Here is a 24,473-nt window from a genome sequence, read left to right on the forward strand (position 1 = left end):
TCGTCATTGCGCGGCGGATTGGGACGCGCCGTGATGGCGATGGCCGTGCGCGCCCGAGGCGCCCGATGCGGCATGCGCGGCCGAGGCACCGCTGGCGCCCGCCGGATGCTCGGCCGGGATGGTGATCTTGGCGCCCTCGCGCAGCCGGTCGACGCCGTCGGTGACCACCCGCTCGCCGACCTGCACGCCCTCGGCGATGCTGGTGCGCTCGCCGTCCACCGGGCCCGGCTTGACCTTGCGCACCGTGACCGTGTTGTCGGGCTTGACGATATAGACGAACTGGCCGATCGAGCCGGTCTGCACCGCGGCGGTCGGCACGATCACCGCGTCCTTCAGCGTGTCCACCAAGAGGCGCGTGTTGACGAACTGATTCGGGAACAGCAGGTTGTCCTTGTTGTCGAAGATCGCGCGCAGCTTGACGGTGCCGGTGGTGGTGTCGATCTGGTTGTCGAAGGTTTCCAGCGAGCCGGTTTCGAGCGGCACCGTGTTGTTGCGGTTGTAGGCGGTCACCGACAGCGACTTGCCGGCATTGACCTGCTTCAGGATCGGCGGGAGGTTGTCCTCCGAGGTGGTGAAGATCACGCTCATCGGCTGCAGCTGGGTGATCACCACCAGGCCGTTGGTGTCGCCCGGCGTCACGTAGTTGCCGGCATCCACCTGGCGCAGGCCGACGCGGCCCGAGACGGGCGCGGTCACGCGCGCGTAGGTCAGGTTCAGCTTGGCCGAGTCGATCGAGGCCTGGTCGGTCTTCACGGTGCCTTCGTATTGCTTGACCAGCGAGGCTTGCGTGTCGGCCTGCTGGCCCGAGATCGAGTCCTGCGCGAGCAGCGTCTGGTAGCGCTTGAGGTCGAGGCGCGCGGTGGCCAGCAGCGCCTGGTCGCGCGCCAGCGTGCCTTCGGCGGTCTCGAGCGCGACCTGGTAGGGGCGCGGGTCGATCTGCACCAGCACGTCGCCCTTCTTGACCATCTGCCCTTCGGTGAAGTTGACCGACTGCAGGTAGCCGGACAGTTGCGTCTTCACCGTCACGGTGGCCAGCGGCGTGACCGTGCCGAGCGCGGACAGCACGATCGGCATCTCGCCGCGCGAGGCGGTGGCCACCTGCACCGGCTGCGGCTGGTTGGCGAAGTCGGCCGGGCCGCCGTGGCGGCGTCCGCCGCCCTGGCCGGCCTGCTGGCCGTTGGCCGGCGCCTCGTTCTTCTTCCACGGATGCCACCACAGCAGCGCGCCCCCGATCACGACGAGCGCGGCCACGCCGATCGCGATCGGCCAGCGGCGCTTGCGCGGCGCCGGATCCTGCGGCGGAGGGGCGGGGGAGCGAGGCGTTTGCGATTCCTGATTGTTCATGTTCGATCTGGCTGACGCTGGCGTGAGCGGGCGTGGGAGGCGTCGTGCGCGGGTGCGCCAGGCAGGCGCGCCACGTCGGACGGCGAAAGAGCGGAGCGTCGGGCGGGCAGCGCCCCGGCGCGAGGTTGCATGATGCTACGTTGCGAGCCGGCCTATCGTCCAGAGGACTTTCTTTCAACGGTTTACTGGGGTAACCACATGTTTTTTCGTCGTGACGATCGGGTGACGCGAGCTTGACGATTGGCTGACGGCGGGCGCGGGCTGGCCGGCCCCGTTGCCGGCGGGGCGCGCACCGACATGGCGCCGACACGGCGGCCCCATACGATGCCGTGTTGCGCCAGGCGAAGCGGGCGGCGCCGGCCAGCCCGCCGGCGCCGCCCGCTCATTTCGATTTCGTCGTGCCGCGCCGTGCTCCGGCAAGATGGCGGTCGCCGTCGGCCGAGCCGGCTGGCGGCCGTGGCGGGGCTTCAGCCGCGCCGCGTCGGCACCGCCCCGCCGATCTCGCGCGTGATCTTGGCGATGCATTCGTGCATGGCGGGCACCGCTGTTTCGAGCAGCCACTCGGGCGGGTACTGCTGGGCGGCGCCGCCGCAATTGACGGCGTAGCGCTGGCCCGAGGGGCCGACGAAACCGGCCGCGATGGCGTTGAGCCCGTCGCGCCATTCGCCGATCGCCAGCGAGTAGCCGTTGCGCAGCGTGTCGTCGAGGGCCGAGTTCAGGCGGGCCACCACCAGTGGCCAGTCGTCGCCGTGGGCGGCCTGCAGGGCGCCGAGCAGCTCGCGCCGCTCGCCTTCCTCGAGCGCGGCCAGGTAGGCACGGCCCACCGCGGTGCGGGCGATGTCCATCCGCGAGCCGATCTCGAGCCGCGTGACGAGCACCGCCGAGCGCGGCCGGATCACGTCGATCGCGACCATGTCGAGCCGGTCGCGCACGGCGAGATGGACCGACAGCGAGGTGCGCTCGGCCAGCTCGATCAGGAACGGCCGCGAGCGCGCGCGGATGTCGAAGTTGCGCAGGAAGCCGTTGCTCAGCTCGAGCACCGACGCGGTCAGCACGAAGCGCTCGCTGTCGGGCAGCCGAAACAGGAAACCGGCGCTCACCAGGGTGGCGGTGATGCGCGAGACGGTCGGCTTGGGGATACCTGTTAATTCTGTCAGTTCGCGGTTGCTGACGGGAGCATCGGCGGCAGCGATCCGGCGCAGCACCGCGAGCCCCCGGGCGAGCGCCGAGATCTCGTCGGTGGAGGATTCCCGATCGCGCGCGGCAGCGGCTGCGTTATTCAATATCGACACGGAACACTCTCTTTTTTCCGAAACAAAATTTCAAAATTTCCGAAATAGTACGACAAATGCCAAGTCATGCACGTTTGATGAGCAACATCTCATGTCGTGAGATATTGCCGAATAGCCCCTGTTTTCCAGGGTTAAACCCGATCGGCATGTCGCAAAATTCGCAACGGGACTGTATTTTTCGCTTGACTTGTCCTCGGGAAACGGAAAAAATGTACCTGAATTTCGAAACAACGTTTCGCCAGATTTACCGATAACGGGGTTTCGATGCAGTCTCTCAGGTTCTAGCACGGCCCTCGGAATGGCTAGAACTTTTTTAGCGCCACGGTCCCCCGTGGCGCTTTTTTTTTGCCCCGACCGTCGAAAGTCGATTTCCCATATATTGGGATTTTCGATCCAGGCGAACTTGCCGGAGCGCGCCGGGCCCGCGGGGCAAAAAGCGCAGCTTACACCGTGGCCATGGCCGAGGGCCGTGCCTGGCGCGTACACAAAGCCGACAAAAAGAAAAAAGCGCGCTGTCGGGATCGACAGCGCGCGGCAACGGCCGGGAAGGCCGTGACGGATGAAACGATGTTTCAGGATTGTGAACGGGACGGCCGGTCAGCGAGCCGGCTGCCCCGCTCGCGTCCTCAAGCCTTGCCGAGCTGGATGCCGGTGGCCTCGGCCGTCAGGTAACCGACGCTGGCGCCGAAACGATCCTTGTAATTGCTTCGCACCAGCGGGTCCAGGGTGGCCTTCACCTTGTCGTGCAGCGGCGATTCCCAATCGCCCACGTGCTGGAAGTTGCTCATGATGTAGGTCCAGCCATTGATCTCGTCGACCGCGTGCAGGCCCGTCGATTCCGCTCCGGACGGGCAGGACAGCACGCGCGAGAGGGTCTTGGTGTCGACGTTGTAGGCCCACAGGAAGTTGTTCACGTGCATCCCGGAATCCTCGCCGATGAACAGCGTGCGCAGCTTCTGCGAGAACTTCAGGTTGTCCGGGTTGGCGATCTTGTCGGCATTGGCGGTATTGCCGAGCGCGTCGGCGGCGGCCAGGTCCTCGCCGACCAGCGCGGCCGGCGCGCTCATGTCGACCGGCACCCATTCGCTGTCGATAGCGTTGCCCGCGCTGTCGCGCTGGCCGCCCTTCAGGTTCAGCGCATAGACGGCGCCCGCCGAGATCTTCCTGTCCACCGCCACGTCGCGCGAGACCGCGTTGCCCTTGACCATCGAGGTCTCGACGCGCGACATCGCCGTGTAGACCACCTTGTCCTTCGCGTCGACCGTGGTGCCCTCCAGCTTGGTGAAGCCCATGCTGCCGCCGATCAGCGCGGCGTAGCGGTGCGTCTCCAGGAAGGCCGCGGCCTTCTCCATGCCCGGCTTGATGCGCATCCAGTTGAACTTGCCGCCGAAGTGGATCTTCGTGTACGAGGCGTCGTTCGGATCGGCGGTGGCCAGGTCCATGATGTCGGCGGCCTTCAGCGTATTGGCGAGCGCCTCGATCTCGTCGCTGCCGGCATGGCCGATGCGGATCCAGCTCAGCGTGGCCGCGCCGGCGCCGGTCGAGCTGGTCTGGTTCCACTTCGCCACGTAGAGCGTGCCGGCCGAGAGGTCGGCCGCCTTGTCGGCGATGAACATGAACAGGCCGCCGTTGGTGGCGTCGTCGCCCATCATCACGGTGCGCTGGTCCGGCATCACCTGGATCAGCTCGTGCGAGATCCGGCCCAGGCAGTAATGCTTCTTGATGCTGCCGGTGCCGTCGGGGTTGACCGTCACCTCGGGCAGGTGGCCGTAGTGGTAGGGATTGGCCGCCGTGGGGCTGCCGAAGGTGTTCTGGCTGTAGGCGAGGAACTGCTTGTCGGTGGCGGCGAGGGTCGCGTCCGGCTCGTATTCCTCGCTCGACAGGTGGGTGTTCCAGGGCGACAGGCTCGCGCCGCAGGTGATCCACAGGCCATGCGCCTTCGAGGTGTCGACGTTGTGGTACTTGACCAGCGTGAGCGCGCCGGTGGCCGGGTCCTGGTCGAGCGTCAGCACCGCGATCGGCGAGGGCAACTGGCCGTAGGTCGAGTCGCCGTTCTGGTTGCGCGTGGTGTATTCGAACTGCACCACCGCGAACACCGGCTTGCCCTTCACGCCCGGCACCTTGGCGTTGGCCAGCGTGAGCAGCGAGCTGCCGTCCGGGCAGTCCGAGTAGAACTGGCGCTCGCTGCCGGCCTTCGAGCTGTCGACGATCGGGCGATTGTTGATGTCGTAGTAGCCGCCGGCCAGGATGGTGCCGCCGGCGCCGTTCGGCACCAGGTCGCCGGTGGTGAAGAAGGGCTTGTAGGCCAGCTTGTAGTCGCGTGCGCTGCCGTCGGTGAAGGACACCTTCAGCGTCGAGCCCACCGTGGTGGTGGCCATCGCCGCCGGATTGGCCAGCGTCGGCGCGGCCATCGAGACGAAGCTGGCGGCCGCGAAGGAGGCCGCCGGGGTGGTGCCGCCGCCGGGGTTGCCCGCTGCCGGCGGGGTGTCGTCGTCGCCGCCGCAGCCGGACAGCAGCGCGGGCAGGGCGAGGCCGCCGAGCGGCAGCATCGGGGCGCCGACGAGGAGCTTCAGGGCCTGGCGTCGGGAGGTTTTGGGCAGCGCGGTCATGGGGTGTCCGGTTGTTGTGGTCGATCGAAACGGCCTTCGTTTGTCATGCAATGGAAAGCATGCAGAAGGGCTTTGGAAAACTGGACGCGAGTGTAGGTGCGCTTCGTGAAAGTTTTTTGAATGCTGAGCGTATTGATTTCGGAATCTTGAAGGGCGCAGGGCAAGACGGCGGTGGGCCCGGGCAGGTGGCGAGGGGCAGCGGCGGAGCGACGCGATCGTGCCTGAAGAGCCGCGTCGTGGCCGGGGGGGGCGGACAGGAACCGGTGACGGGGGCCGTCGACGGGAAGGGCAGGCGTGGCGGGGGGCGGCGGCGGGAAGAGCGTGAGGCGGCGGGCAGGAAGGCGAGCGGCGCCCGGTTTCCTGCCCGCGAAGCGGGCGGGCGGATGCGCGGTCTAATCCCGTTCGGGCGTGGCCGAGATGCGATGGATCGACAGGTCGGCGCCGTCGAATTCGGCTTCCTGGTCGAGCCGCAACCCGAGCGACACCTTCAGCACGCCGTACACGAGCGTGCCGCCGAGCAGCGCGACGGCGATGCCGCCCAGCGTGCCCACCAGTTGCGAGAGGAAGGACACGCCGCCGAAGCCGCCCAGCGCCGGCTGGCCGAACACGCCGGCGGCCAGCCCGCCGAGCGCGCCGCACAGGCCGTGCAGCGGCCACACGCCGAGCACGTCGTCGATGCGCCAGCGGTTCTGCACGCAGGTGAACATCACCACGAACAGCGCGCCGGCGGCCGCGCCCGTCACCAGCGCGCCGAGCGGGTGCATCACGTCGGAGCCCGCGCAGACCGCCACCAGCCCCGCCAGCGGCCCGTTGTAGGTGAAGCCCGGATCGTTGCGGCCGGCGAACCAGGCGGCCAGCGTGCCGCCCACCATCGCCATCAGCGAGTTGACGGCCACCAGGCCGCTGATCTTGTCGAGCGTCTGCGCGCTCATCACGTTGAAGCCGAACCAGCCCACCGCCAGCACCCAGGCGCCGAGCGCGAGGAAGGGGATGTTCGAGGGCGGATGCGCGGCGATCCGGCCGTCCTTCGAGTAGCGGCCGTGGCGCGCGCCGAGCAGGATCACGGCGGGCAGCGCGATCCAGCCGCCGAAGGCATGCACCACCACCGAGCCGGCGAAATCGTGGAAGGGCGCGCCGAAGGCGTGCGCGAGCCAGTCCTGGATGCCGAAGCGGTCGTTCCAGGCGATGCCCTCGAAGAACGGGTAGACCAGCCCGACGATCACCGAGGTGGCGATCAGCTGCGGGTTGAACTTGGCGCGCTCGGCGATGCCGCCCGAGACGATCGCCGGGATCGCCGCGGCGAAGGTCAGCAGGAAGAAGAAGCGCACCAGGGCGTAGCCGTTGTGCTGGGCCAGCGTGCCGATGTCGTCGAAGAACTCGACGCCGTAGGCGACCGTGTAGCCGATGAAGAAGTAGGCGATGGTCGAGACCGAGAAGTCGACCAGGATCTTGACCAGGGCATTGACCTGGTTCTTCCTGCGCACCGTCCCCAGCTCGAGGAAGGCGAAACCCGCGTGCATGGCGAGCACCATGGCTGCACCGAGAAGGAGAAATAAGGTGTCGCCGGCCGTTTTCAGACTGTCCATCCTGTTGCCCGTGTTTGCTCGAAAAGAGGGCATGTCGAGCAAGATTCGGGCCAATCGGGTGAAAAGATGCGTGAAATCGGTGCGGATCGCACCGTGTCGGGACGGTGACGCGCTAGCGGCTCGGTGGATCGATGGCATGTCGCGCGCCAGGCACGTGCATGGTGCCGGTGCATGTCTGGAGGTGGTGCGAATCTGCTGCTTGATGGTGCGCAGAATGCGCGTGCGTACGATTCCGGTGCGCCCGATATCTACCGCCCGGCGCGACTGCGCGTGCGCCGGCGTCAATGCGCCGAGAACAGGCGACGCGGGCGCAACAGGCGCCAGCCGAGGCTTGCGCAGCACGCCGACAGCGCGACGCACAGCAGGGCGGCCAGCAGCAGGGCGGGCACCGGGGGCAGGGCCGGTTCGTCGAGCCAGTCGAATGGCGCGAGCACGCCCTGCGTCACGATCAGCGCGGCGGCCCACAGGCCCGCCACCGCCAGCGACAGCAGCCGCGCGGCGTGCCGGCGCCGGCGCCGCTCGCCCGCATCGGGCCAGGCGAGCCGCGCGCGCCGGCAGAAGGCGAAGGTCAGGCCCAGCGCGACAGCCAGCACCAGCAGCCAGTCGAGGACATCCATCATGCAGGGAACCCAGGGGGCGGAATCGATGACGCGATCGACTATAGGCAGGCTATCGAACCCCGCCTATCAGTCGAATCCGAAAGATTTCGCGCCCGGTCTGAAAGCAATTGTCAGCTTGATGCAGCGCCGGTCCCCGCCCGTCGTATCATCGCGATTCCCGTATCGAGAGAGCGCAGGCACGCGCCAGACATCATGAAGCTTTCCTCCCGTTTTTCGGTCCGCCCGATCCCCGGCCTGTCGGCAGCCCACGCGCTCGCCTCGCTCGCCGTCGCCGGCCTCGCCGCGTTCACGCTGGCCGGCTGCGACAAGCCCGCCTCGAACGCGTCCGCGCCCGATCACGCCGCCAGCGCGGTGGCCGCCGCCGCCGCGACCGCCGCCGGCAAGCTCGACCAGGCCGCCAGCTTCGTCGACAGCCAGATCGCCGCCGCCAAGGCCGGCGTGGCGTCGGCGGCTTCGGCCGTGCCGCCGGTGTCGGCCAGCGACGTGGCCTCGGCCGCCCAGGCGCATCTCAAGCAGGCCGCCACGGCCGCCTTCGGGCTGGCCGCCTCGGCTGCCGGCACGGGCCTGGAGACGGCCGGCCGCAAGCTCCAGCAATGGAGCCGCGACCACGGCGCCTCGTCCGCGGATACCGAAAAATCAGCGAATCGCTGAGACCGCGCTTGCCGGCTGGAATAAATGTAACTATGATGAGCACACTTTGTCGCCGAGACGGCCGCGCGATCACGCGGCCGGTTCACCGAGCATGAATACGAGCAGCCGGTTCGCTTTCGCCGTGCATGTGCTGACCTTGCTGGCGCAGCAGGAGGGCGTGCCGCTGTCGTCGGAGTACATCGCCGGCAGCGTGAACACCAACCCGGCGCTGATCCGGCGCCTGACCTCGATGCTGGCCGCCGCAGGCATCACCACCTCGCAGTTGGGGGCCGGCGGCGGCGCGCTGCTGGCGCGCGAGCCGGGTTCGATCACGCTGCTGGAGGTATATCGCGCGGTCGACGATGGGCAGTTGTTCGCCCTGCATCGCGAGGCGCCGAACCCCGATTGCCTGGTGGGGCGGCATATCCAGGGCGTGCTGACGGTCTATATCGACGACGCGCAGCGCGCCATGGAAGCCTCGCTGGCGCGGCGCACGGTGGCCGACGTGATGGCCGACGTGCTGCGCGAGCACGAGATGCGGCAGGACGGATAGCGGGAAGCCGGCGGCCGGGCCGCCGGTGGGCAGGATGCAGTTCGGGCAGTGCCGAGGTACGGGGAGCCGATCCCCGCTTTTTTTGCCAACATATGTAATCGAGTTGATTACATATCACCTTGAGGATCAAGCAAATGACGCAGAAGACTTTGAACATCGCGCTGTTCGGCGCATCGGGCGGCATCGGTTCGCGGATCGCGGCGGAAGCGGCGCGTCGCGGGCATCGCGTGACGGCGCTGTCGCGCCGCGCCGGTGTCAGCGAAGGCAATATCACGGCGAAGACGGCCGACCTGTTCGATGCGGCCAGCGTGGCGGCGGCGCTGCAAGGGCAGGACGTGGCGGCGAGCGCCTACGGCCCGGGCGGCGGCGACGCGACCCAGGTGCCGAAGGCGGTCCGCGCGCTGGTGGACGGTGCGCGTGCGGCCGGCGTCAGGCGCCTGCTGGTGGTGGGCGGCGCGGGCTCGCTGGAAGTCGCGCCGGGTACGCAACTGGTGGATACCGAAGGTTTCCCGGATGCCTACAAGCCGCAGGCGCTGGCCCATCGCGAGGCACTCGGCTACCTGCGCGGCGTGAGCGACCTCGACTGGACCTTCTTCGCGCCGGCCGCGCTGATCGCGCCGGGCGAGCGCACCGGCACCTTCCGCACCGGCACCGGCAAGCTGATCAGCGACGCCGAGGGCAACAGCCGGATCTCGACCGAGGACTACGCGATCGCCTTCGTCGATGCGATCGAGCAGGGGCAGTTCGTGCGCGAGATCGCCACCGTCGCGTATTGAGCGAGGCGGGCGAGGCGGGCGGCACCGGCTCGTGCCTGCTCGCCGTCCTCGCATGCGGTCCGTCGCGGCGGCCCGGTCGGCTCCGTATTTACCCCGGTCGACGTTGCGAATAAGTTTTCATAATGTTCCCCGTGTAGCATCCAGCGTAGAAAAATTTTCTATACCAACAGGAATGGGGAAATGGACCACATCGATCGCAAATTGCTGGAACTGCTGCAGACCGATGCGACGCTGCCGATCGCCGAACTCGCGCAGAAGGTGAACCTGTCGCAGACGCCTTGCTGGAAACGGATCCAGCGTCTCAAGGACACCGGCGCGATCCGCGCCCAGGTGGCGCTGTGCGATGCGCGCAAGCTCGGCGTGGGCACCACCGTGTTCGTCGCGGTGCGCACCAACCAGCACACCGAGGAATGGGCGCGCAGCTTCACCCAGGCCGTCTGCGACATCCCCGAGGTGGTCGAGGTCTACCGCATGAGCGGCGAGACCGACTACCTGCTGCGCGTGGTGGTGGCCGACATCGCCGACTACGACCGCGTCTACAAGCACCTGATTCGCAGCGTGCCGCTGTTCGACGTCAGCTCCTCGTTCGCGATGGAGCAGATCAAGTACTCGACCGCGCTGCCGGTGCGCACCGAACTCGCGCCGGCCTGAAGGCCGCGCGTAGAATGAGCCCTTTCGATCGTCCGCCGCGAGGCGGCCACAGACCATGAGCGAGCAGCGCAGGAAGAACCCGGTACGCGGCGTGTCGGTGATGATCGTCGTGATCGTGCTGGCGGTGATCGGCACGGTGCTCTACAACGCGATCTCCGAGAAGCGCGCCTACGACGCCGAACATGGCGCGGCGCCGGGCGCGGCCGCCTCGGCGCCGGCCTCGGGCGCCTCGGGCGGCTGAAGTCCGAAAGGCCCGGCAGGACGCCGGGCCTTTTTCCATCGATGCCGCTTTCCCCGCCTCAGGCCGGCAGCCGGATCAGGCTCGCGTCCTTGCGGATCAGCAGCGAGGAGGCCAGCATCTGCTTGCACTGGTGCGCCAGCACCTTCAGGTCGTGCGTCAGCTCCGAGCCCACCTGGCTCGACTTCTCCGCTTCCACCACCATCGAATCGAGATCGCGCGAGAGCCGCTTGGTCAGCTCGGCCTGCTCGGCGGGCGGCGGCGTGCCGGCCTCGGCCTGCTGGAGATGCTCGCGCACCTGCGCGAGGCCTTGTTCCAGCGCCGCGTAGGTATCGGGCGCGCCCTCGCTGGTGGCGCTGCGCAGCAGGGGCGCGGCGGCCGTGATCTGCGCGCCCAGCACGTGGGCCTGCACCAGCAGGTCATTGAGCTCGGGCACGAAGCGCTGGTGCGCCTTGGGCTCCAGCATCATGCGCTGGAAGGCCTGGCCCAGGTTGGCGAAGGCGATGTGCACGTTCTTGCGTGCGAGGCGATAGGGGTAGTCGCTCTCGAGCGGCGAGACCTTGCCGGATTCGGCCGCGACCGCCACCGCCTGCACCACCGCCGCGCCGTCGGCGGCGGCCACCGAGGGCGCCGCCGGCGCACCCTGGCCGCGCCCGACCCGCCAGGCCGCCTCGAAATACTTGCGGGTGGTGCTCAGCACCTCGGCCACCAGCTTGCCCATCGCGCGGTATTCCCAGTAGGGGAACAGCCGGCTCGCGGCGATCGCGATCATGCAGCCCACCACCGTGTCGATCGCGCGCTCGCCGATGATGCGCATGCTGCCCGGCGCGAGCAGGTGGAACATCAGCAGCACGTAGGAGGAGGTGAACACCACGCTGGCCGCGTAGTTGAACAGCAGCAGGCTGTAGCTCATCACCATCGAGCCGAACATGATCGCGATCAGCAGCGCCGGCGACTTGACCGTGTAGATCAGCGCGATGCTGATCGCGCAGCCGAGCAGGGTGCCGACGATACGCTGCGCGTTGCGCTGCTTGGTCAGCGAGTAGCCCGGCTTCAGGATGATGATGGTGGTCATCACGATCCAGTAGGCATTGGTGAGCGGCAGCAGCCGCCCCAGCCAGAACGCCAGCGCCACCGCCACCGTCACGCGCAGCGCATGGCGAAAGCTCGGCGAGCCGAGGTTGAGGTTGGAGAAGATCAGCATCGGCGAGACGCGGCGGCGCTGCAGGAAGCGCGCCAGGGTCTGGTCGATCTTCAGCTCGGTCTTGCTGGTGTCGGGCGTCTCGGCGAGCGCGCGGCGCATCTTGTCGATCAGGCGCGTGGCGCTCCAGATGCGCCGGAAGGTGGCCAGCACGGCCGCGTAGGCCTCGGGGTTGGTCTGCGCGAAGTTCTTCTTGCGCATCAGCTCGATCTCGTACTCGATCGCGCGCAGCTCGGCCTTCACGCTGATGCGCGGCTGGCTCGCGCGATTCTCCAGCACCGCGAGGCCGACCGTTTCGAGGTCGGAGGCGGCCTTGCGGATCAGGTCGCGATAGAACAGCAGCATGTCCGAGCCGCCGAAGGTGCTGCGCACCAGCGGGTAGTCGGTATGCGCGCCGACGAACATCTCGTGCAGGTCGACGCTGTTGATGAACAGGTTGAACATCATGGTGCGCGCCGGGTCGAGCTTGCCGTGGCGCAGCTTGGGCAGGTTGCGCAGCACGATGTCGCGCGCGGTTTCCTGCGATTCGACCGCCGCCACCTGCTTGATCACCAGGTTGCGGTAGCACTCGTCGAGATCGGCATCGGGATCGTAGAAATCGGCGCGCGCGAGCAGGTAGCCGGACAAGGCGAACAGGCTGTCGGCCAGCGCCTGCTGCTCGATGCGGCGCGCCTGCCAGCGCGACACCAGGGTGGCCCAGTAGGTATACCAGAGGCCGCCGGCGAGGATCCAGGCCGCGTTGACCAGCGCCTCGAGCGGCGTGAAGCTGTCCTCCAGCGTCATCACCATCATGAACAGGGTGGCGAAGCTGATCTGCGGCCAGCGGTTGCCGTACACCACGATCAGCGACAGCACGAAGGTGAGCGGCACGATGGTCAGCCACAGCGCGAAGATGTTCGGCGTGGCCAGGCCGGTGGCCAGCGCCGACAGGAAGCCGATCACGCTGCACGCGAGCATTTCGTTGTGCTTGTACTTGAGCGGACCCGGCATGTCGACCACGCAGGCGCCCAGCGCGCCGGTGGCGATGGTGAAGCCGAGGTCGCGTTCGTGGAACACGATCAGGCAGAGCACGGCCGGCAGGGACACGCCGACGGCGATTCGCAGGCCGCCGAAGAAATACTGGCTGTACAGGAACTTCCTGATTTCGATCGAATAGCGCATCGAGGACGGGTTGAGGAAACGGCGCGGGGGGACGGACGAGTCTATCGTATTTCCCCGGGCCGGCCGTCTGGCCGTTCTCCGAATATCCGGGCGCGGGCGCGTTTGCTATCCTTGGCGCTTCCTGCGCGGTTTCGTGCCGCGCCTCGTCCGTCGCGCCGCCCGCATGCTCCATCTCTTCTTCTCGAACCGCCACGAAACCCTCGCCGATGCGCTGATCGAGCATCTCGCCTCGCATCCGGGCGCGGCGGGCCCGTGGGCGCGCCAGCAGGTGATCGTGCCGAGCGCGGCGCTGCGGCGGCGGCTCGAGCTCGACATCGCCGGGCGGCACGGCATTTGCGCCAACCTCGAGTTCAGCTACCTGGCGCAGTGGCTGTGGACGCAGATCGGCCAGGTGCTGCGCGTGCCGCCGCGCTCGCCGTTCGCGCCGGACCGGCTGGTGTGGCGCTGCTACCGGCTGCTGTCGGAGGCGGCGGATTCGATGGATTCGGCGGACGAGGGCGGCGCTCATGGCGGTCTCGACGAAGCCGGCGCAGCGCACGGCGCGGCGCCCTGGCTCGCCTCGCCGCGACTCGCGGCCTATCTGGCGGCGGCCGATGCGCCGATGCGCTACGAGCTGGCCCATCGGCTCGCCTCGGTGTTCGACCACTACCTGACCTACCGGCCCGAATGGCTGGCTGCCTGGCGCGACGGCGGCTCGATCTTCGCTTTGGAGGGCACGCCTTCGCGCGGCGCCGAGGCCGCGCGCGACGACGAGCACTGGCAGGCCGCGCTGTGGCGCGCGCTGGTGGCCGAGCTGGCCGAGGACGGCGAGCCGCCCGCGCATCGTTTCCTGCGCGAGGCGCCCGCGCTCGCGCCCGACGCGCGCACGCTGGCCGCCTGGCCCGACGCGGTCAGCGTGTTCGCGCTGCCGACCATGCCGCCGCTGCACGTCGCGCTGCTGCGCGAGCTGTCGCGCTGGATCGACGTGCGGATCTACGCGCTCAATCCCTGCCGCGAATTCTGGTTCGACATCGTCAGCGCCGCGCGCGTCGAGTCGCTCGACGCGGCCGGCCAGCTCGACTACCAGCAGGTCGGCCATCCGCTGCTGGCCGAGTGGGGGCGCCAGACCCAGGCGCAGCTGCACATGCTGCACGAGCTGACCGAAACCGCCGCCGCCACCGATGCCGCGCAATACGACGGCTTCGCCGGCGACACCTGGCTGGCGCGGATCCAGAACGCGATCCTCGATCTGCAGCCCGAGGCCGAGCTGGGGCCGCCGCCGGCCGAGCGCGGCATCGAGGTGCATGTCTGCCACGGCCTGGCGCGCCAGCTCGAGGTGCTGCACGACCGGCTGCTGGCCGCCTTCGCCGAGGACCCGACGCTCGCGCCTTCGGACGTATTGGTGGCGGTGGCCGACCTGGCCGCGGCCGGCCCGCTGATCGACGCGGTGTTCGGCACCGCCGCCTCGCAGGAGGCCGCGCGCGTGCCGTACCGGATCACCGGGCTGCCGCCCTCGCAGGCCAACCCGGTGGCGCGCGTGCTGCTCGACTGGCTGGCCTTGCCCGATCGCGAGGTGGGCGCACCCGAGTTGGTGGAGTGGCTGCGCGTGGACGCGGTGGCGGCCCGCTACGGCATCGACGCGGCCGCGCTCGAGACCGTGCAGACCTGGCTCGCCGCGGCCGGCGCGCGTCGCGGGCTGGCGGCCGCGAACGATGCCGCGGGCGGCGCGGTGGACGGCGACGCCGTCCCGGTGCGCCGCCACACCTTCGCCGATGCGCTGGCGCGGCTGTTCCTCGGCTACGCGATGCCCGATGGTGCCGCGCCGATCGGCGCCTACCTGCCGGTGGATGGCCCTGAGGGCGGCGAAGCCGAACTGCTGGGCCGGCTCGCGCGCTTCACCGACGATCTCGACTGGTTCGCCGGCCGCATCGCCGGCGAGGAAACACCCGAAGCCTGGGGCGAGATCTTCGCCGATGCGCTGGCGCGCTTCTTCGATTCGGGCGCGGCCCACGCGGACGCCTTGTCGGGCGTGCGCGACGCGCTCGACGCGCTGGTCGCGACGATCCGCGAGGGCGCGCGCGACCTGCCGGTGCCGGCCGCCGTGATGCGCGCCGGTTTCGCCGCCGCGCTCGACGATCCGGCGCGCGGCGGCGTGCCCTGGGGCGGCGTGACCTTCTCCTCGCTGACCAGCCTGCGCGGCCTGCCGTATCGCGTGGTCTGCCTGGTCGGGATGGACGACGGCGTGCTGCCGAGCCTGGCGCGCGCCGACGAATTCGACCTGATGGCGGTGTTCGCCAAGCTCGGCGATCGCCAGCGCCGCGACGACGAGCGCAACCTGTTCCTCGACCTGCTGCTGGCCGCGCGCGACCGGCTGCTGATCACCTACACGGGCCGCAGCATCCGCGACAACGCGCCCTTGCCGCCGGCCGCCCTGGTCGACGAGCTGCTCGACTACGTGGCCGAGGTCACGGCCGGGCCGGGCGCGGCGCCGGCCGCGATCGAGGCGGCGCGGCGCGCCTTCGTGATCGAGCATCCGCTGCAGCCGTTCTCGGCCGACTACTTCGAGACCGGAGGGCGGCTCTATTCCTACGACGCCGAACGCGCCACGCTGGCCGGCCAGCTCGCGCGCGGCGCGACCGGGGACGTGCCGCCGTTCTTCGCCGCGCCGCTGCCGCCCGAGCCCGAGGCGCCGGTGGCCTTCGGCGACTTCGAGCGCTTCTGGCGCCATCCGGCGCGCGCGCTGCTGCGCGACCGGCTCGGCGTCGCGCTGTTCGACGCGCAGGCCGAGCTGATCGACACCGAACCCTTCGCGCTCGACTACGCGGGCAGCGATGCGCTGGCCGCGCGCGTGCTGCCGATGTTCGTCGAGAGCGTCGAGCATGGCGCCGGCGAGAGCGTGGGCGAACTCGCGCGCCGCGTGGCCGAGGCGAGCCCCGAGATGCCGGGCGGCGCGACCGGCGCGGTGTGGCGCGAGCAGGCGCTCGGCGCGCTTGACCGGCTGGCCGGCAAGGTGCGGCTCGCGCTGGAGGCGGGCGCCGAGCGGCGCGCCTTCGCGCTGGAGATCACGCCGGCCTGGCCGCAGGGCGAGATGCCCTGGTTCGGCGCCGAGGATGCGGCACTGGCGGCCGATGCGCTGCGCGCGCCGCTTTCGCTGCACGGCACGCTGAACCGGCTCACGCCCGCCGGGCAGGTGATCTACCGCTACGCGCGGCCCGGCGCGCGCGATCATCTGTCGGCCTGGCTCGCGCACCTGGTCTATTGCGCGATCGATCCGGGCGGCCCGCGCCGCACGCGGTGGTTCGGCAGCGGCGAGGGTTTCGAATTCGCGCCGGTGGCCGACCCGCTCGCGCATCTCGCGCCGCTGGCCGCGCTGTTCCGCGCCGGCCGCCGCATGCCGCTGCGCTTCTTCCCGAAGAGCGCCTGGGCGCTGGTCGCGGAAGGCGAGGCCAAGGCCGCCGGCGTGTGGATCAACGAGCGCGTGGCCAGCGAGGCCGACGACGCGGCGCTCGCGATCGTCTGGCGCGGCAGGAATCTTTCGCTCGACGCGCCGTTCCCGGCGCTCGCGCGCCTGGTCTTCACGCCGCTCGCCGAGCACCTCAGGAGCGAGGCATGAGCACCGCCATCGCTGCCTCGCAGGCGCCCCAGGAGCTCGACGTCTTCGCCTGCGCGCTGGACGGGGTGAACCAGATCGAGGCCTCGGCCGGCACCGGCAAGACCTGGAACATCTGCGCGCTCTATGTGCGCCTGCTGCTCGAACACGACCTGCAGGCCGACCAGATCCTGGTGGTGACCTTCACCAAGGCCGCCACCGCCGAGCTGCACGAGCGGATCCGAGGACGGCTCGCGCAGCTCGCGCACGCGCTGGAGACCGGCGATGACGGCGGCGATCCGTTTGTCGCGCGCTTGTTCGAGACCACGCTCGGCGAGGGCAGCGACGGCGGTGGCGACGATGACGGCAGCGGAATCGATGCCGAAACCGCCGCCAAGCGAATCCGCCGCGCGCTGCGCGGCTTCGACCAGGCGGCGATCCACACCATTCACGCGTTCTGCCAGCGCGCGTTGCAGGAAGCGCCGTTCGCGGCCGCCATGCCGTTCGCCTTCGAGATGGAGGCCGACGACGCGGTGCTGCGCTTCGAGCTGGCGGCCGAGTTCTGGCGCACGCGCGTCGAGCCGGTGGCGGCCGCGCATCCCGGCTTCGCGGCCTGGCTGGTCGCGCATCGCGCCGGACCGGAAGCGCTCGACGCGCAGCTCGCGCGGCGCCTGAAGAAACCGCTGGCCGCGCTGCGCTTCGACGGCCTGCCCGATCCGCACGCGCAGGGCGTGGATTTCGACGCGGCGCTGCGGGCCAGCCACGCGGCGGCGGCCGCGTTGTGGCAGGCCGAGCGCGCGGCGATCGCCGGCGTGCTGGAGCTGGCGCAGGCTTCCTTGAACCAGCGCTCGCACAAGCCCGAGGCGGTGGCCGACGCGCTGGCCGCCTGGGGCGCCTATTTCAACGAGGCGGCCGGCGCGCTGGCACCGGCCGCCTTGCCCAAGCCGGCCCTGAAGCTCACCCGCGGCGTGCTGGAAAAGGCCACCAAGAAGGGCGGCGCCACGCCCGAGCATCCGTTCTTCGAGGCGGCCGAGGCGCTGGAGGCCGCGCTGGCCGCCGCCGAGGCCGCGCAGCGCGCGCGCTGGCTGGCGCTGATCGCCGACTGGCTGGCCGAGGCGCCGGCGCGTCTCGCCGAGAAGAAGCGCACGCGCCGCGTGGTCTCCTTCGACGACCTGATCGCCAACCTGTATCACGCGCTCGAGGCGCATCCCTGGCTCGCCGACACGCTGCGCCGCCGCTACCCGGCCGCGCTGATCGACGAGTTCCAGGACACCGACCCGCTGCAGTTCGCGATCTTCGACCGGATCTTCGCGCCGGCCGGGCCGCTGTTCCTGGTCGGCGATCCGAAGCAGGCGATCTACAGCTTCCGCGCGGCCGACCTGCACACCTACCTGGCCGCGCGCGAGCGGGCCGGCGCGCGCTACACGCTGGCGGTGAACCAGCGCTCGACGCCGGCCATCGTCGAGGCCTGCAACCGCGTGTTCGGCGCGAACCCGCGCGCCTTCGTGCTGGACGGCCTCGACTACCAGCCGGTGCGCGCCGGCACGCGGCAGCGCGCGCCCTTCGTCGACGGCACCGATCCGCGCGCCGGCAGCGGCGATTTCCGGATCTGGATGCTGCCCGACGGCGACCAGGCGCTGGGCAAGCGCGACGCGCAATGGCAGGCCGCGCAGGCCTGCGCCGCCGAGATTGCGCGCCTGATGCGCGGCGCGCGCGAGGGCGCGGTGCGACTCGGCGAGGCCGCGCTCACGCCGGCCGATATCGCCGTGCTGGTGCAGACCCACCGGCAGGGCAGCATCGTCAAGCGCGTGCTGGCCGCCTGGGGGATCGGCAGCGTCGAGCTCGCGCAGGCCTCGGTGTTCGCCACGCTCGACGCCGAGCAGCTCGAGCGCGTGCTGGCCGCCATCGATGCGCCGGGCGACCTGCGCCGGCTGCGCGCGGCGCTCGCCACCGACTGGTTCGGGCTCGACGCGGCGGCGCTGTGGCGGCTGGAGCAGGGCGAGGCGGCGCCCGGCGCGGCCGCCGATGATGCCGACGCGATGAGCTGGGTCGAGCGCTTCTCGCGCTATCGCCTGCTCTGGCGCGAACGCGGTTTCGCGGTGATGTGGCGCAGCTTCGCGCGCGAGCTGCGGATCGCCGAGCGGCTGATCGGCGGCGCCGACGGCGAGCGGCGCGTGACCGACATCAACCACCTGGCCGAGCTGACCCAGGCGCGTGCCTCGGCGCAGCCCGGTATCGCGCCGACGCTGCGCTGGCTGGCCGCGCAGCGTGCGGTGGGCGGCGGCGAGGACGCGCAATTGCGGCTCGAATCGGATCGCAACCTGGTGCAGATCGTCACCGTGCACAAGTCCAAGGGCCTCGAATACGCGGTGGTGTTCTGTCCGTTCCTGAACGATGGGCGCTTGCACGAGCCGCGCGAGGATGCCCTGCCCGATGCGCGCGAGTATCACGACGAGGCCGGCGCGGCGGTGCTCCATTACGGCTGCGACGAGGCGGCCGCCGAGCTGGCCGCCACGCAGGCGCGTCGCGAGCAGGCGGCCGAACGCGCGCGGCTGGTCTATGTCGCGCTCACGCGCGCGGTGCATCGCTGCTACCTGGTGGCGGGCGTCTACCAGTCGGCGCGTTCGACGCGCGAGGCGCGCCGCAGCGTGCTGAACTGGCTGGTCGGCGGCGCCGGCCACGGCTTCGACACCTGGCTCGAGACACCGCCCGAGGCCGAGGAATTGGCCGCGAGCTGGCGTGCGTTGGCCACCGGCCCGATCTCGATCGCGCCGCTGCCGGGCGTGAGCGCACGCACGCCGCTGGCGGCCGGCCACGATGCCGAACGGCTCGGCGGCGCGCGCCAGGCCGCGCGCTTTTTGCGCGACGCCTGGCGCATCGCCAGCTTCAGCTCGCTGACGGCCTCGATCGCGCGCGAGCAGGAAGGCATCGCGGCCGTGCCCGACGAGGCGCTGCGTCCCGATCACGATGCGCTCGCCGCCGCCGTTGATCCGGTGCCGCGCATCGACGGCGGCGGCGAGCGCGCCATGCAACCCAATCCCGACGATATCGTTGGTTTCCCGCGCGGCGCGGCGGCCGGCGAGTGCCTGCACCTGCTGTTCGAGCTGAGCGACTTCGGCGACGCCAGCGGCTGGGACGAAGCCGCGCGGCGCGCGCTGCACGAGCGGCCGGTGGAAGCCGAGCCCGAGCTGGCCAAGCGGCTGCCGGCGATGATGACGCGCATGCTGGCCGAGGTGGTCGCCACCGAGCTGGTGCCCGGCATGCAGCTCGCCGCGATCGATCCGGGCCGGCGCCTGAACGAGATGGAATTCCTGTTCCCGGCCGCCGCGCTCGATTTCGCGGCGCTGCGTGCGTTGCTGGTCGAGCACGGCTATCCCGACGTGGCGCTCGAATCGGGTACGCTCGCGGGTTTCTTCAAGGGCTTCATCGACATGATCGTCGAGCACGACGGCCGCTTCTGGATCGTCGACTGGAAGTCGAACCATCTTGGCGCGACCCCCGACGCCTATGGGCCGGCCGCGCTCGATGCGGCGATGGCCGACCACGCCTATCACCTGCAGGCGCTGCTCTATACCGTCGCGCTGCATCGCTACCTGCGCGTGCGCCTGCCCGGCTACGACTACGACAGCCACATGGCCGGGTATCTCTACCTTTTCGTGCGCGGCGTGCGTCCCGGCTGGTCGAGCGGCGGGCGGCCCTCGGGCGTGCATGCGCGGCGGCCCTCGCGCGAGCTGGTCGAGGCGCTCGACGCGCTGATGCGCAAGGAGCGCGCATGAAGGACCTGACCGAACCGTTCGGCTTCGTCGGCGGGCTGGCCGAACGCCTGCCCGAGCCGGCCGATTTCGGGCTCACGCTGGCCGAGGGTTTCGCGCGCCGGATCGGCATGCTGTCGCGCCGGCTGGGCGCTGCCCCCGATGCCGCGCGCTGGGCCGCGCGCGCCGCCTTCGCGGCCAGCCGCGCGACCGCCGCCGGCCACGTCTGCATCTCGCTGGCGGCGCTCGCCGAACGCTACGCCACCACGCTCGACGCGGTGCGCGCCGAGCTGGCCGCCAGCGGCGTGGCCGCCTTCGGCCGCGCGCCGCGCGGCGCCGATTGCCCGCTGGTGGTGGATGGGGAAGGGCGGCTTTATCTCGCGCGCTATTACGACTACGAGACGCGCCTGGCCGATGCGCTGGTGATGCACGCGGGCGCGGCCTCGCAAGTGGGCGAGGCCGCGTTCTCGCCTGTCGCGCTGCGCGAGAGCCTCGAGCGCTTCTTCGCGGCGCCGCGCGCCGGCGAGATCGACTGGCAGCGCGTCGCCGCCCTGGTCGCGCTGGGCGGGCGGGTGACGATCGTCAGCGGCGGCCCCGGCACCGGCAAGACCACCACCGTGGTGGGCGTGATCGCCTGCCTGGTGGAGATGCAGCCAACGCTGCGGATCGCGCTGGCCGCGCCGACCGGCAAGGCCGCGCAGCGCATGCAGGAAGCCCTGCATGCGCGCGCCTCGGGCCTGCCGCCGGAACTCGCGGCGCGCCTGCCGCAAATCTCCTACACGCTGCATCGCCTGCTCGGCTGGCTGCCGGGCGGGCGCTTCCGCCATCATCGCGACAATCCGCTGCCTTACGAGCTGGTGGTGGTCGACGAGGCCTCGATGATCGATGTCGCCCTCGCCGCGCACCTGCTCGACGCGCTGGCGCCGGGCGCGCGGCTGGTGCTGCTCGGCGACAAGGACCAGCTCGCCGCCGTCGAGGCCGGCGCCGTGTTCGCCGAGCTGAGCGCGCGGCCGGCCTTCAGCGCGGCGGGCTGCCGGCGCATCGCGCAGGCGCTGGGCGTCGAGGTGGCGGACTTCGTGGCGGCGCTGCCGGCGGAGGCGGGCGGGCCGCCGGTGCTGGCTGGAGCGGCACCTGATGCGGTGACGCCGCCCGCCAGGCCGGCTTCGACGACCACGCGCGCGACGGCGCGCGGCAAGCGCAAGGCGCGTGACGAAGCGGACCCGTCGCCGGCGCAGGCTTCCCTGTTCGATTTCGACGAGGCGCCGATCGTCGAGCCGGTCGCGCTGCCCGCGGTATCGATCGACAGCTTCGCGGGCGCGCCGCTCGATGCCTGGATCGAGCCCGAGGAACTGGGCTGGCTCGATGCCTGGCGGATCGACGAGCAGGATGTCGCGGGCGCCGCGATGAATCGGGAGGCGCGAACTTGGGTGCCGGGGACCGGACTCGAACCGGCACCTCCCGTCGGCGCCATCTCCCCCCTGGCCGACTGCGTCGTCTGGCTCGAACGCAACTACCGCTTCGGCCTCGATTCGCCGATCGGCCGGCTGTCGCTGGCGATCCGCCGCGGCGCGGCGCAAGACGCGCTCGATGCCTTGTCGACTGAAGCCGGCGCCGCCGCGCGTTACTACGACGACAGCGGCGACGCCTTGTCCGTGGCCACCATCGAGCGCCTCGCGCACGGTTTCGACGCCTATGGCGAGGCCTTGCGCGCGGCGCTCGCCACGGCCGAGCCCGATCCGCTGCCGCTGTTCGACGCGCTGAACCGCTTCCGCATCCTGTGCGCCACCCGCAGCGGCGCGCGCGGCGCCGACGAGGTCAACCAGCGCGTCGCCGCCCAGGTGCGTCGCGCGGTGCGCGTGCCGCTCGCGGTCGGCGCGCACTGGTTCGCGGGCCGGCCCGTGATGGTCACGCGCAACGACTACGCGCTCGGCCTGTTCAACGGCGATATCGGCATCGCGCTGCCCGATGCGCGCGGCGCGCTGCGGGTCTGGTTCCGCGGCGCCGACGGGCAGGCACGCGCGGTCTCGCCGGCCGCGCTGCCGCCCCACGATACGGCCTTCGCGCTGACGGTCCACAAGTCGCAGGGTTCGGAGTTCGACGAGGCGGCGCTGGTCCTGCCGGCCGCGTTCGGGCGCGTGCTGTCGCGCGAGCTGGTCTATACCGCGATCACGCGCGCGCGTTCACGGGTGCAGGTGATCGGGCCGCGCACGGTGCTGGCGCAGGCGATCGCCACGCGCACCCAGCGCGACTCGGGCCTTGCCGCGCGGATCGCCGAGGCCGCCGCGCGGCACGCAGGCGCCGACAAGACAGTCGATCAGGAGAACGGAACATGATCCGCTACACGCTCGATCCCGCCGAGGTCGAACTCTCGGCGATGCGCGCGCAGGGCGCCGGCGGCCAGAACGTCAACAAGGTGTCGAGCGCGATCCACCTGCGCTTCGACATCCGCGCCTCCTCCCTGCCCGAGCTGTTGAAGGAGCGCCTGCTCGCGCTGTCCGACCAGCGCATCACGCGCGACGGCGTGGTGGTGCTGAAGTCGCAGGAATATCGCACCCAGGAGCAGAACCGCGTGGCCGCGCTGGCGCGGCTCGACGCACTGATCGCGAGTGTCGCCGTGGTGCGGCGCGCGCGGGTGGCGACGCGGCCGACGCGTGCCTCGAAGGAGCGCCGGCTCGATGCGAAGAATCGGCGCGGGACCGTCAAGGCCGGGCGGGGCAAGGTCGTGGATTGAGGCATCGAGCCGGTTGCGGCTCGAATCGCGAGGGAACGGCGCGGTGCCGAACCGAGTACCGTTCGGTGCGCATGAACGCGGCTCAGGCTTCGTCGGCCGCCTCGAATGCGTCGCCCTCGTCGTGCGGGTCCGACACGAACTCCACGCAGAGCACCACCTTCACCTCGCTGCCTGGCGGCGCGCTCGCCGCGAGCGCCGCCGACCAGGCGTTGCGGCCCTCGGTCAGCGAATGCTGCGGGCCGGCCATGATCACGCGGCCCGGCGTCTGCATCGCGCGCTGCCAGACCGGCAGGCGCGACCAGTTGCTGTCGGTATCGGGAAACAGCGGCGCGAGGCGCGCCGCCTGGGTCGGCGAGACCGCGTCGGGGCGCGCGATCGAGGGGACCGGCTGGCGGCCCTGCGGGTCGGTCACGAACAAGCGCCGGATCTCGGGCAGTTCGAACAGCGGCGCGGCCGCGGCGGCCAGGTCGCCGTTCGCGAGCCAGGCCTGCGCGGCCGCCAGCAGCCGCCGCTCGAGCTCGCCGAAACAGGGGCCGTTGCGCAGCGCCCGCGCCTCGCGGCGCGCGGCGTGCCGCGCCCATGCCTCGTCGATATGGCGCGTACCGCCTTCGCCGGCCCGTGCCAGCGAGGCATCGGGCTGCCCGAACAGGAAACCCTGCACGAAGTCGACGTCGGCATCCATCAGCACCTGCAGCGCGTGGGTGGTTTCGATGCCCTCGGCCAGCACCAGCGCGCCGGCCTGATGCAGCATGGTCACCAGGTGGCGGATGTTGCGGCGCGCGTCGCCGGGCTGCTGCGCGCGCTCGACCAGCGAGCGGTCGAGCTTGACGATGTCGGGATGCGCCTGCCAGACGCGGTCGAAGTTCGAGAAGCCGGTGCCGAAATCGTCGATCGCGATCAGGAAATCGCGATGCTGGATGCGGTCGATGGTGCGTGCCAGCGCGGCTTCGTCGCGCACCGGTTGCTCGATCACCTCGAGCACCACGCGGGTGGGCGGCAGCGAGAAATGCGCGCAGAGCTCGTCGATCGATTCGCGCTGCGCGCTGCCCGAGTCGAGCATCTGCGGCATCACGTTGAGGAACAGCCAGCCGTGGCCGGGATCCTGCGCGGCGAAATTGGCCGCGTGCAGGCAGCGCGTCATGCGATCGAGCAGCGGGGCGTCGCCGCGCGTGTGCGCGAGCGCGAACAGCGCTTCCGGTTCCAGCGAGGCATCGCTCGAAGCCTGCGCGCGCACCAGCGCCTCGTAGCCGACGATGCGCCGGTGCGTGATCGAGAGTACCGGCTGGAATGCCGAGGTCAGGCGCATGCCGCGATAGTTGGCGGTCCAGCCGCCGGCACCGTCGGATACGAGCAGGCTGACGAGATGGTCTAGCGTCAGTTCGGCGGACGGTCGCATTGCGCGTGAGTTCGGTGGGGGCGGGCGTCGTGCGATCCGGGGGGATCGGCGGCGGCACCGCGCGGTCGTGTGTGGCTACCCGAGGCTGCGTGAGGCTGTGTGTGGCAGCGCGCTGCCGGCCGGGTTGACGCGGTGGCCGCCGCGTCGCGCGCCCACGTACTCTACACCGAATGGACGAGCACGGAAAATGATCGGCGCTACGAATCATCGACGCTTCGCACACCTGTTGTTCGGCCGCACGCGCAGCGCTTGGCGGGGCCTTGTCGGCCTGCGCCAAAGCCTGGGCGCAAACGATTGAAGTGTCGAAAAAGCCGGAAAGCGAGGAAAAAGAGAGGCAGCATTGCAGTGGCGATGCGTGGCGGGAT

Annotated in this window: 16 protein-coding genes; 9 read left to right on the plus strand and 7 right to left on the minus strand. The window is 70.5% G+C overall.

Going from position 1 to position 24,473, the window contains the following annotated elements; genetic code table 11:
- Positions 1–3: 3 nt before the first annotated feature.
- The 5 genes from BM43_RS29200 to BM43_RS29220 all read right to left on the minus strand — a co-directional run bounded on the left by BM43_RS29200 (position 4) and on the right by BM43_RS29220 (position 7,451).
- A complete protein-coding gene (locus BM43_RS29200; protein WP_036052215.1) occupies positions 4–1,344 on the minus strand; it encodes an MdtA/MuxA family multidrug efflux RND transporter periplasmic adaptor subunit in 1,341 nt (446 codons plus the stop codon).
- Positions 1,345–1,811: 467 nt separating this feature from the next.
- Positions 1,812–2,636 carry an IclR family transcriptional regulator gene (locus BM43_RS29205; RefSeq protein ID WP_013697196.1) on the minus strand — a complete coding sequence of 275 codons (825 nt, stop codon included), beginning with the start codon at positions 2,634–2,636 and terminating at the stop codon, positions 1,812–1,814.
- A gap of 626 nt (positions 2,637–3,262) precedes the next feature.
- A complete protein-coding gene (locus BM43_RS29210) occupies positions 3,263–5,245 on the minus strand; it encodes a PhoX family protein (protein WP_036052211.1) in 1,983 nt (660 codons plus the stop codon).
- Positions 5,246–5,637: 392 nt separating this feature from the next.
- Positions 5,638–6,831 (minus strand): ammonium transporter, encoded by a 1,194-nt coding sequence (locus BM43_RS29215; protein ID WP_036052208.1) that lies wholly within the window; start codon positions 6,829–6,831, stop codon positions 5,638–5,640.
- 281 nt (positions 6,832–7,112) lie between these two features.
- Positions 7,113–7,451, minus strand: a complete 339-nt coding sequence (locus BM43_RS29220; protein ID WP_036052206.1) for a hypothetical protein — start codon at positions 7,449–7,451, stop codon at positions 7,113–7,115.
- A 192-nt stretch (positions 7,452–7,643) separates the two neighbouring features.
- Between BM43_RS29220 and BM43_RS29225 the strand changes: the two genes are divergently transcribed.
- The 5 genes from BM43_RS29225 (at position 7,644) to BM43_RS29245 (ending at position 10,302) form a co-directional block, all read left to right on the plus strand.
- The gene (locus tag BM43_RS29225) at positions 7,644–8,102 is read left to right on the plus strand and encodes a BCAL1086 family glycoprotein (protein ID WP_042285206.1); all 459 of its coding nucleotides are present in this window, start codon (positions 7,644–7,646) and stop codon (positions 8,100–8,102) included.
- 91 nt (positions 8,103–8,193) lie between these two features.
- Entirely contained in the window at positions 8,194–8,634 is a 441-nt protein-coding gene (locus BM43_RS29230) for an Rrf2 family transcriptional regulator (protein WP_013697201.1), read from the plus strand.
- A gap of 134 nt (positions 8,635–8,768) precedes the next feature.
- Positions 8,769–9,410, plus strand: coding sequence for an NAD(P)-dependent oxidoreductase (locus BM43_RS29235; protein WP_036052205.1), 642 nt, complete (start codon positions 8,769–8,771; stop codon positions 9,408–9,410).
- A 180-nt stretch (positions 9,411–9,590) separates the two neighbouring features.
- Entirely contained in the window at positions 9,591–10,061 is a 471-nt protein-coding gene (locus tag BM43_RS29240; protein WP_013697203.1) for an Lrp/AsnC family transcriptional regulator, read from the plus strand.
- Positions 10,062–10,116: 55 nt separating this feature from the next.
- Positions 10,117–10,302: a hypothetical protein gene (locus BM43_RS29245; RefSeq protein WP_013697204.1), complete on the plus strand. Its 186-nt coding sequence runs from the start codon at positions 10,117–10,119 to the stop codon at positions 10,300–10,302.
- A 58-nt stretch (positions 10,303–10,360) separates the two neighbouring features.
- Here BM43_RS29245 and BM43_RS29250 read toward each other — a convergent pair whose 3' ends face one another.
- Positions 10,361–12,661, minus strand: coding sequence for an FUSC family protein (locus BM43_RS29250; RefSeq protein WP_036052203.1), 2,301 nt, complete (start codon positions 12,659–12,661; stop codon positions 10,361–10,363).
- Between the two features lie 163 nt (positions 12,662–12,824).
- Between BM43_RS29250 and recC the strand changes: the two genes are divergently transcribed.
- Genes recC through arfB form a run of 4 tightly spaced genes read left to right on the plus strand, consistent with a single transcriptional unit; the run spans position 12,825 to position 22,712 of the window.
- Positions 12,825–16,253, plus strand: a complete 3,429-nt coding sequence (gene recC, locus BM43_RS29255) for an exodeoxyribonuclease V subunit gamma (protein WP_036052201.1) — start codon at positions 12,825–12,827, stop codon at positions 16,251–16,253.
- A complete protein-coding gene (gene recB, locus BM43_RS29260; RefSeq protein ID WP_036052199.1) occupies positions 16,250–20,005 on the plus strand; it encodes an exodeoxyribonuclease V subunit beta in 3,756 nt (1,251 codons plus the stop codon). Before recC ends, recB begins: the two co-directional genes overlap by 4 nt.
- Complete coding sequence (locus tag BM43_RS29265) at positions 20,002–22,314, plus strand: AAA family ATPase (protein WP_036052196.1); 2,313 nt, start codon at positions 20,002–20,004, stop codon at positions 22,312–22,314. Before recB ends, BM43_RS29265 begins: the two co-directional genes overlap by 4 nt.
- On the plus strand, positions 22,311–22,712 hold the full coding sequence (arfB, locus tag BM43_RS29270; protein ID WP_013697209.1) for an alternative ribosome rescue aminoacyl-tRNA hydrolase ArfB: 402 nt from the start codon (positions 22,311–22,313) through the stop codon (positions 22,710–22,712). The genes BM43_RS29265 and arfB overlap by 4 nt, the downstream gene beginning before the upstream one ends.
- A gap of 82 nt (positions 22,713–22,794) precedes the next feature.
- On the opposite strand, the gene BM43_RS29275 is transcribed toward arfB, so the two are convergent.
- A complete protein-coding gene (locus BM43_RS29275) occupies positions 22,795–24,108 on the minus strand; it encodes an EAL domain-containing protein (protein WP_036052193.1) in 1,314 nt (437 codons plus the stop codon).
- Positions 24,109–24,473 lie beyond the last annotated feature (365 nt).

The organism is Burkholderia gladioli, assembly GCF_000959725.1.
Taxonomy (GTDB): Bacteria; Pseudomonadota; Gammaproteobacteria; order Burkholderiales; family Burkholderiaceae; genus Burkholderia; species Burkholderia gladioli.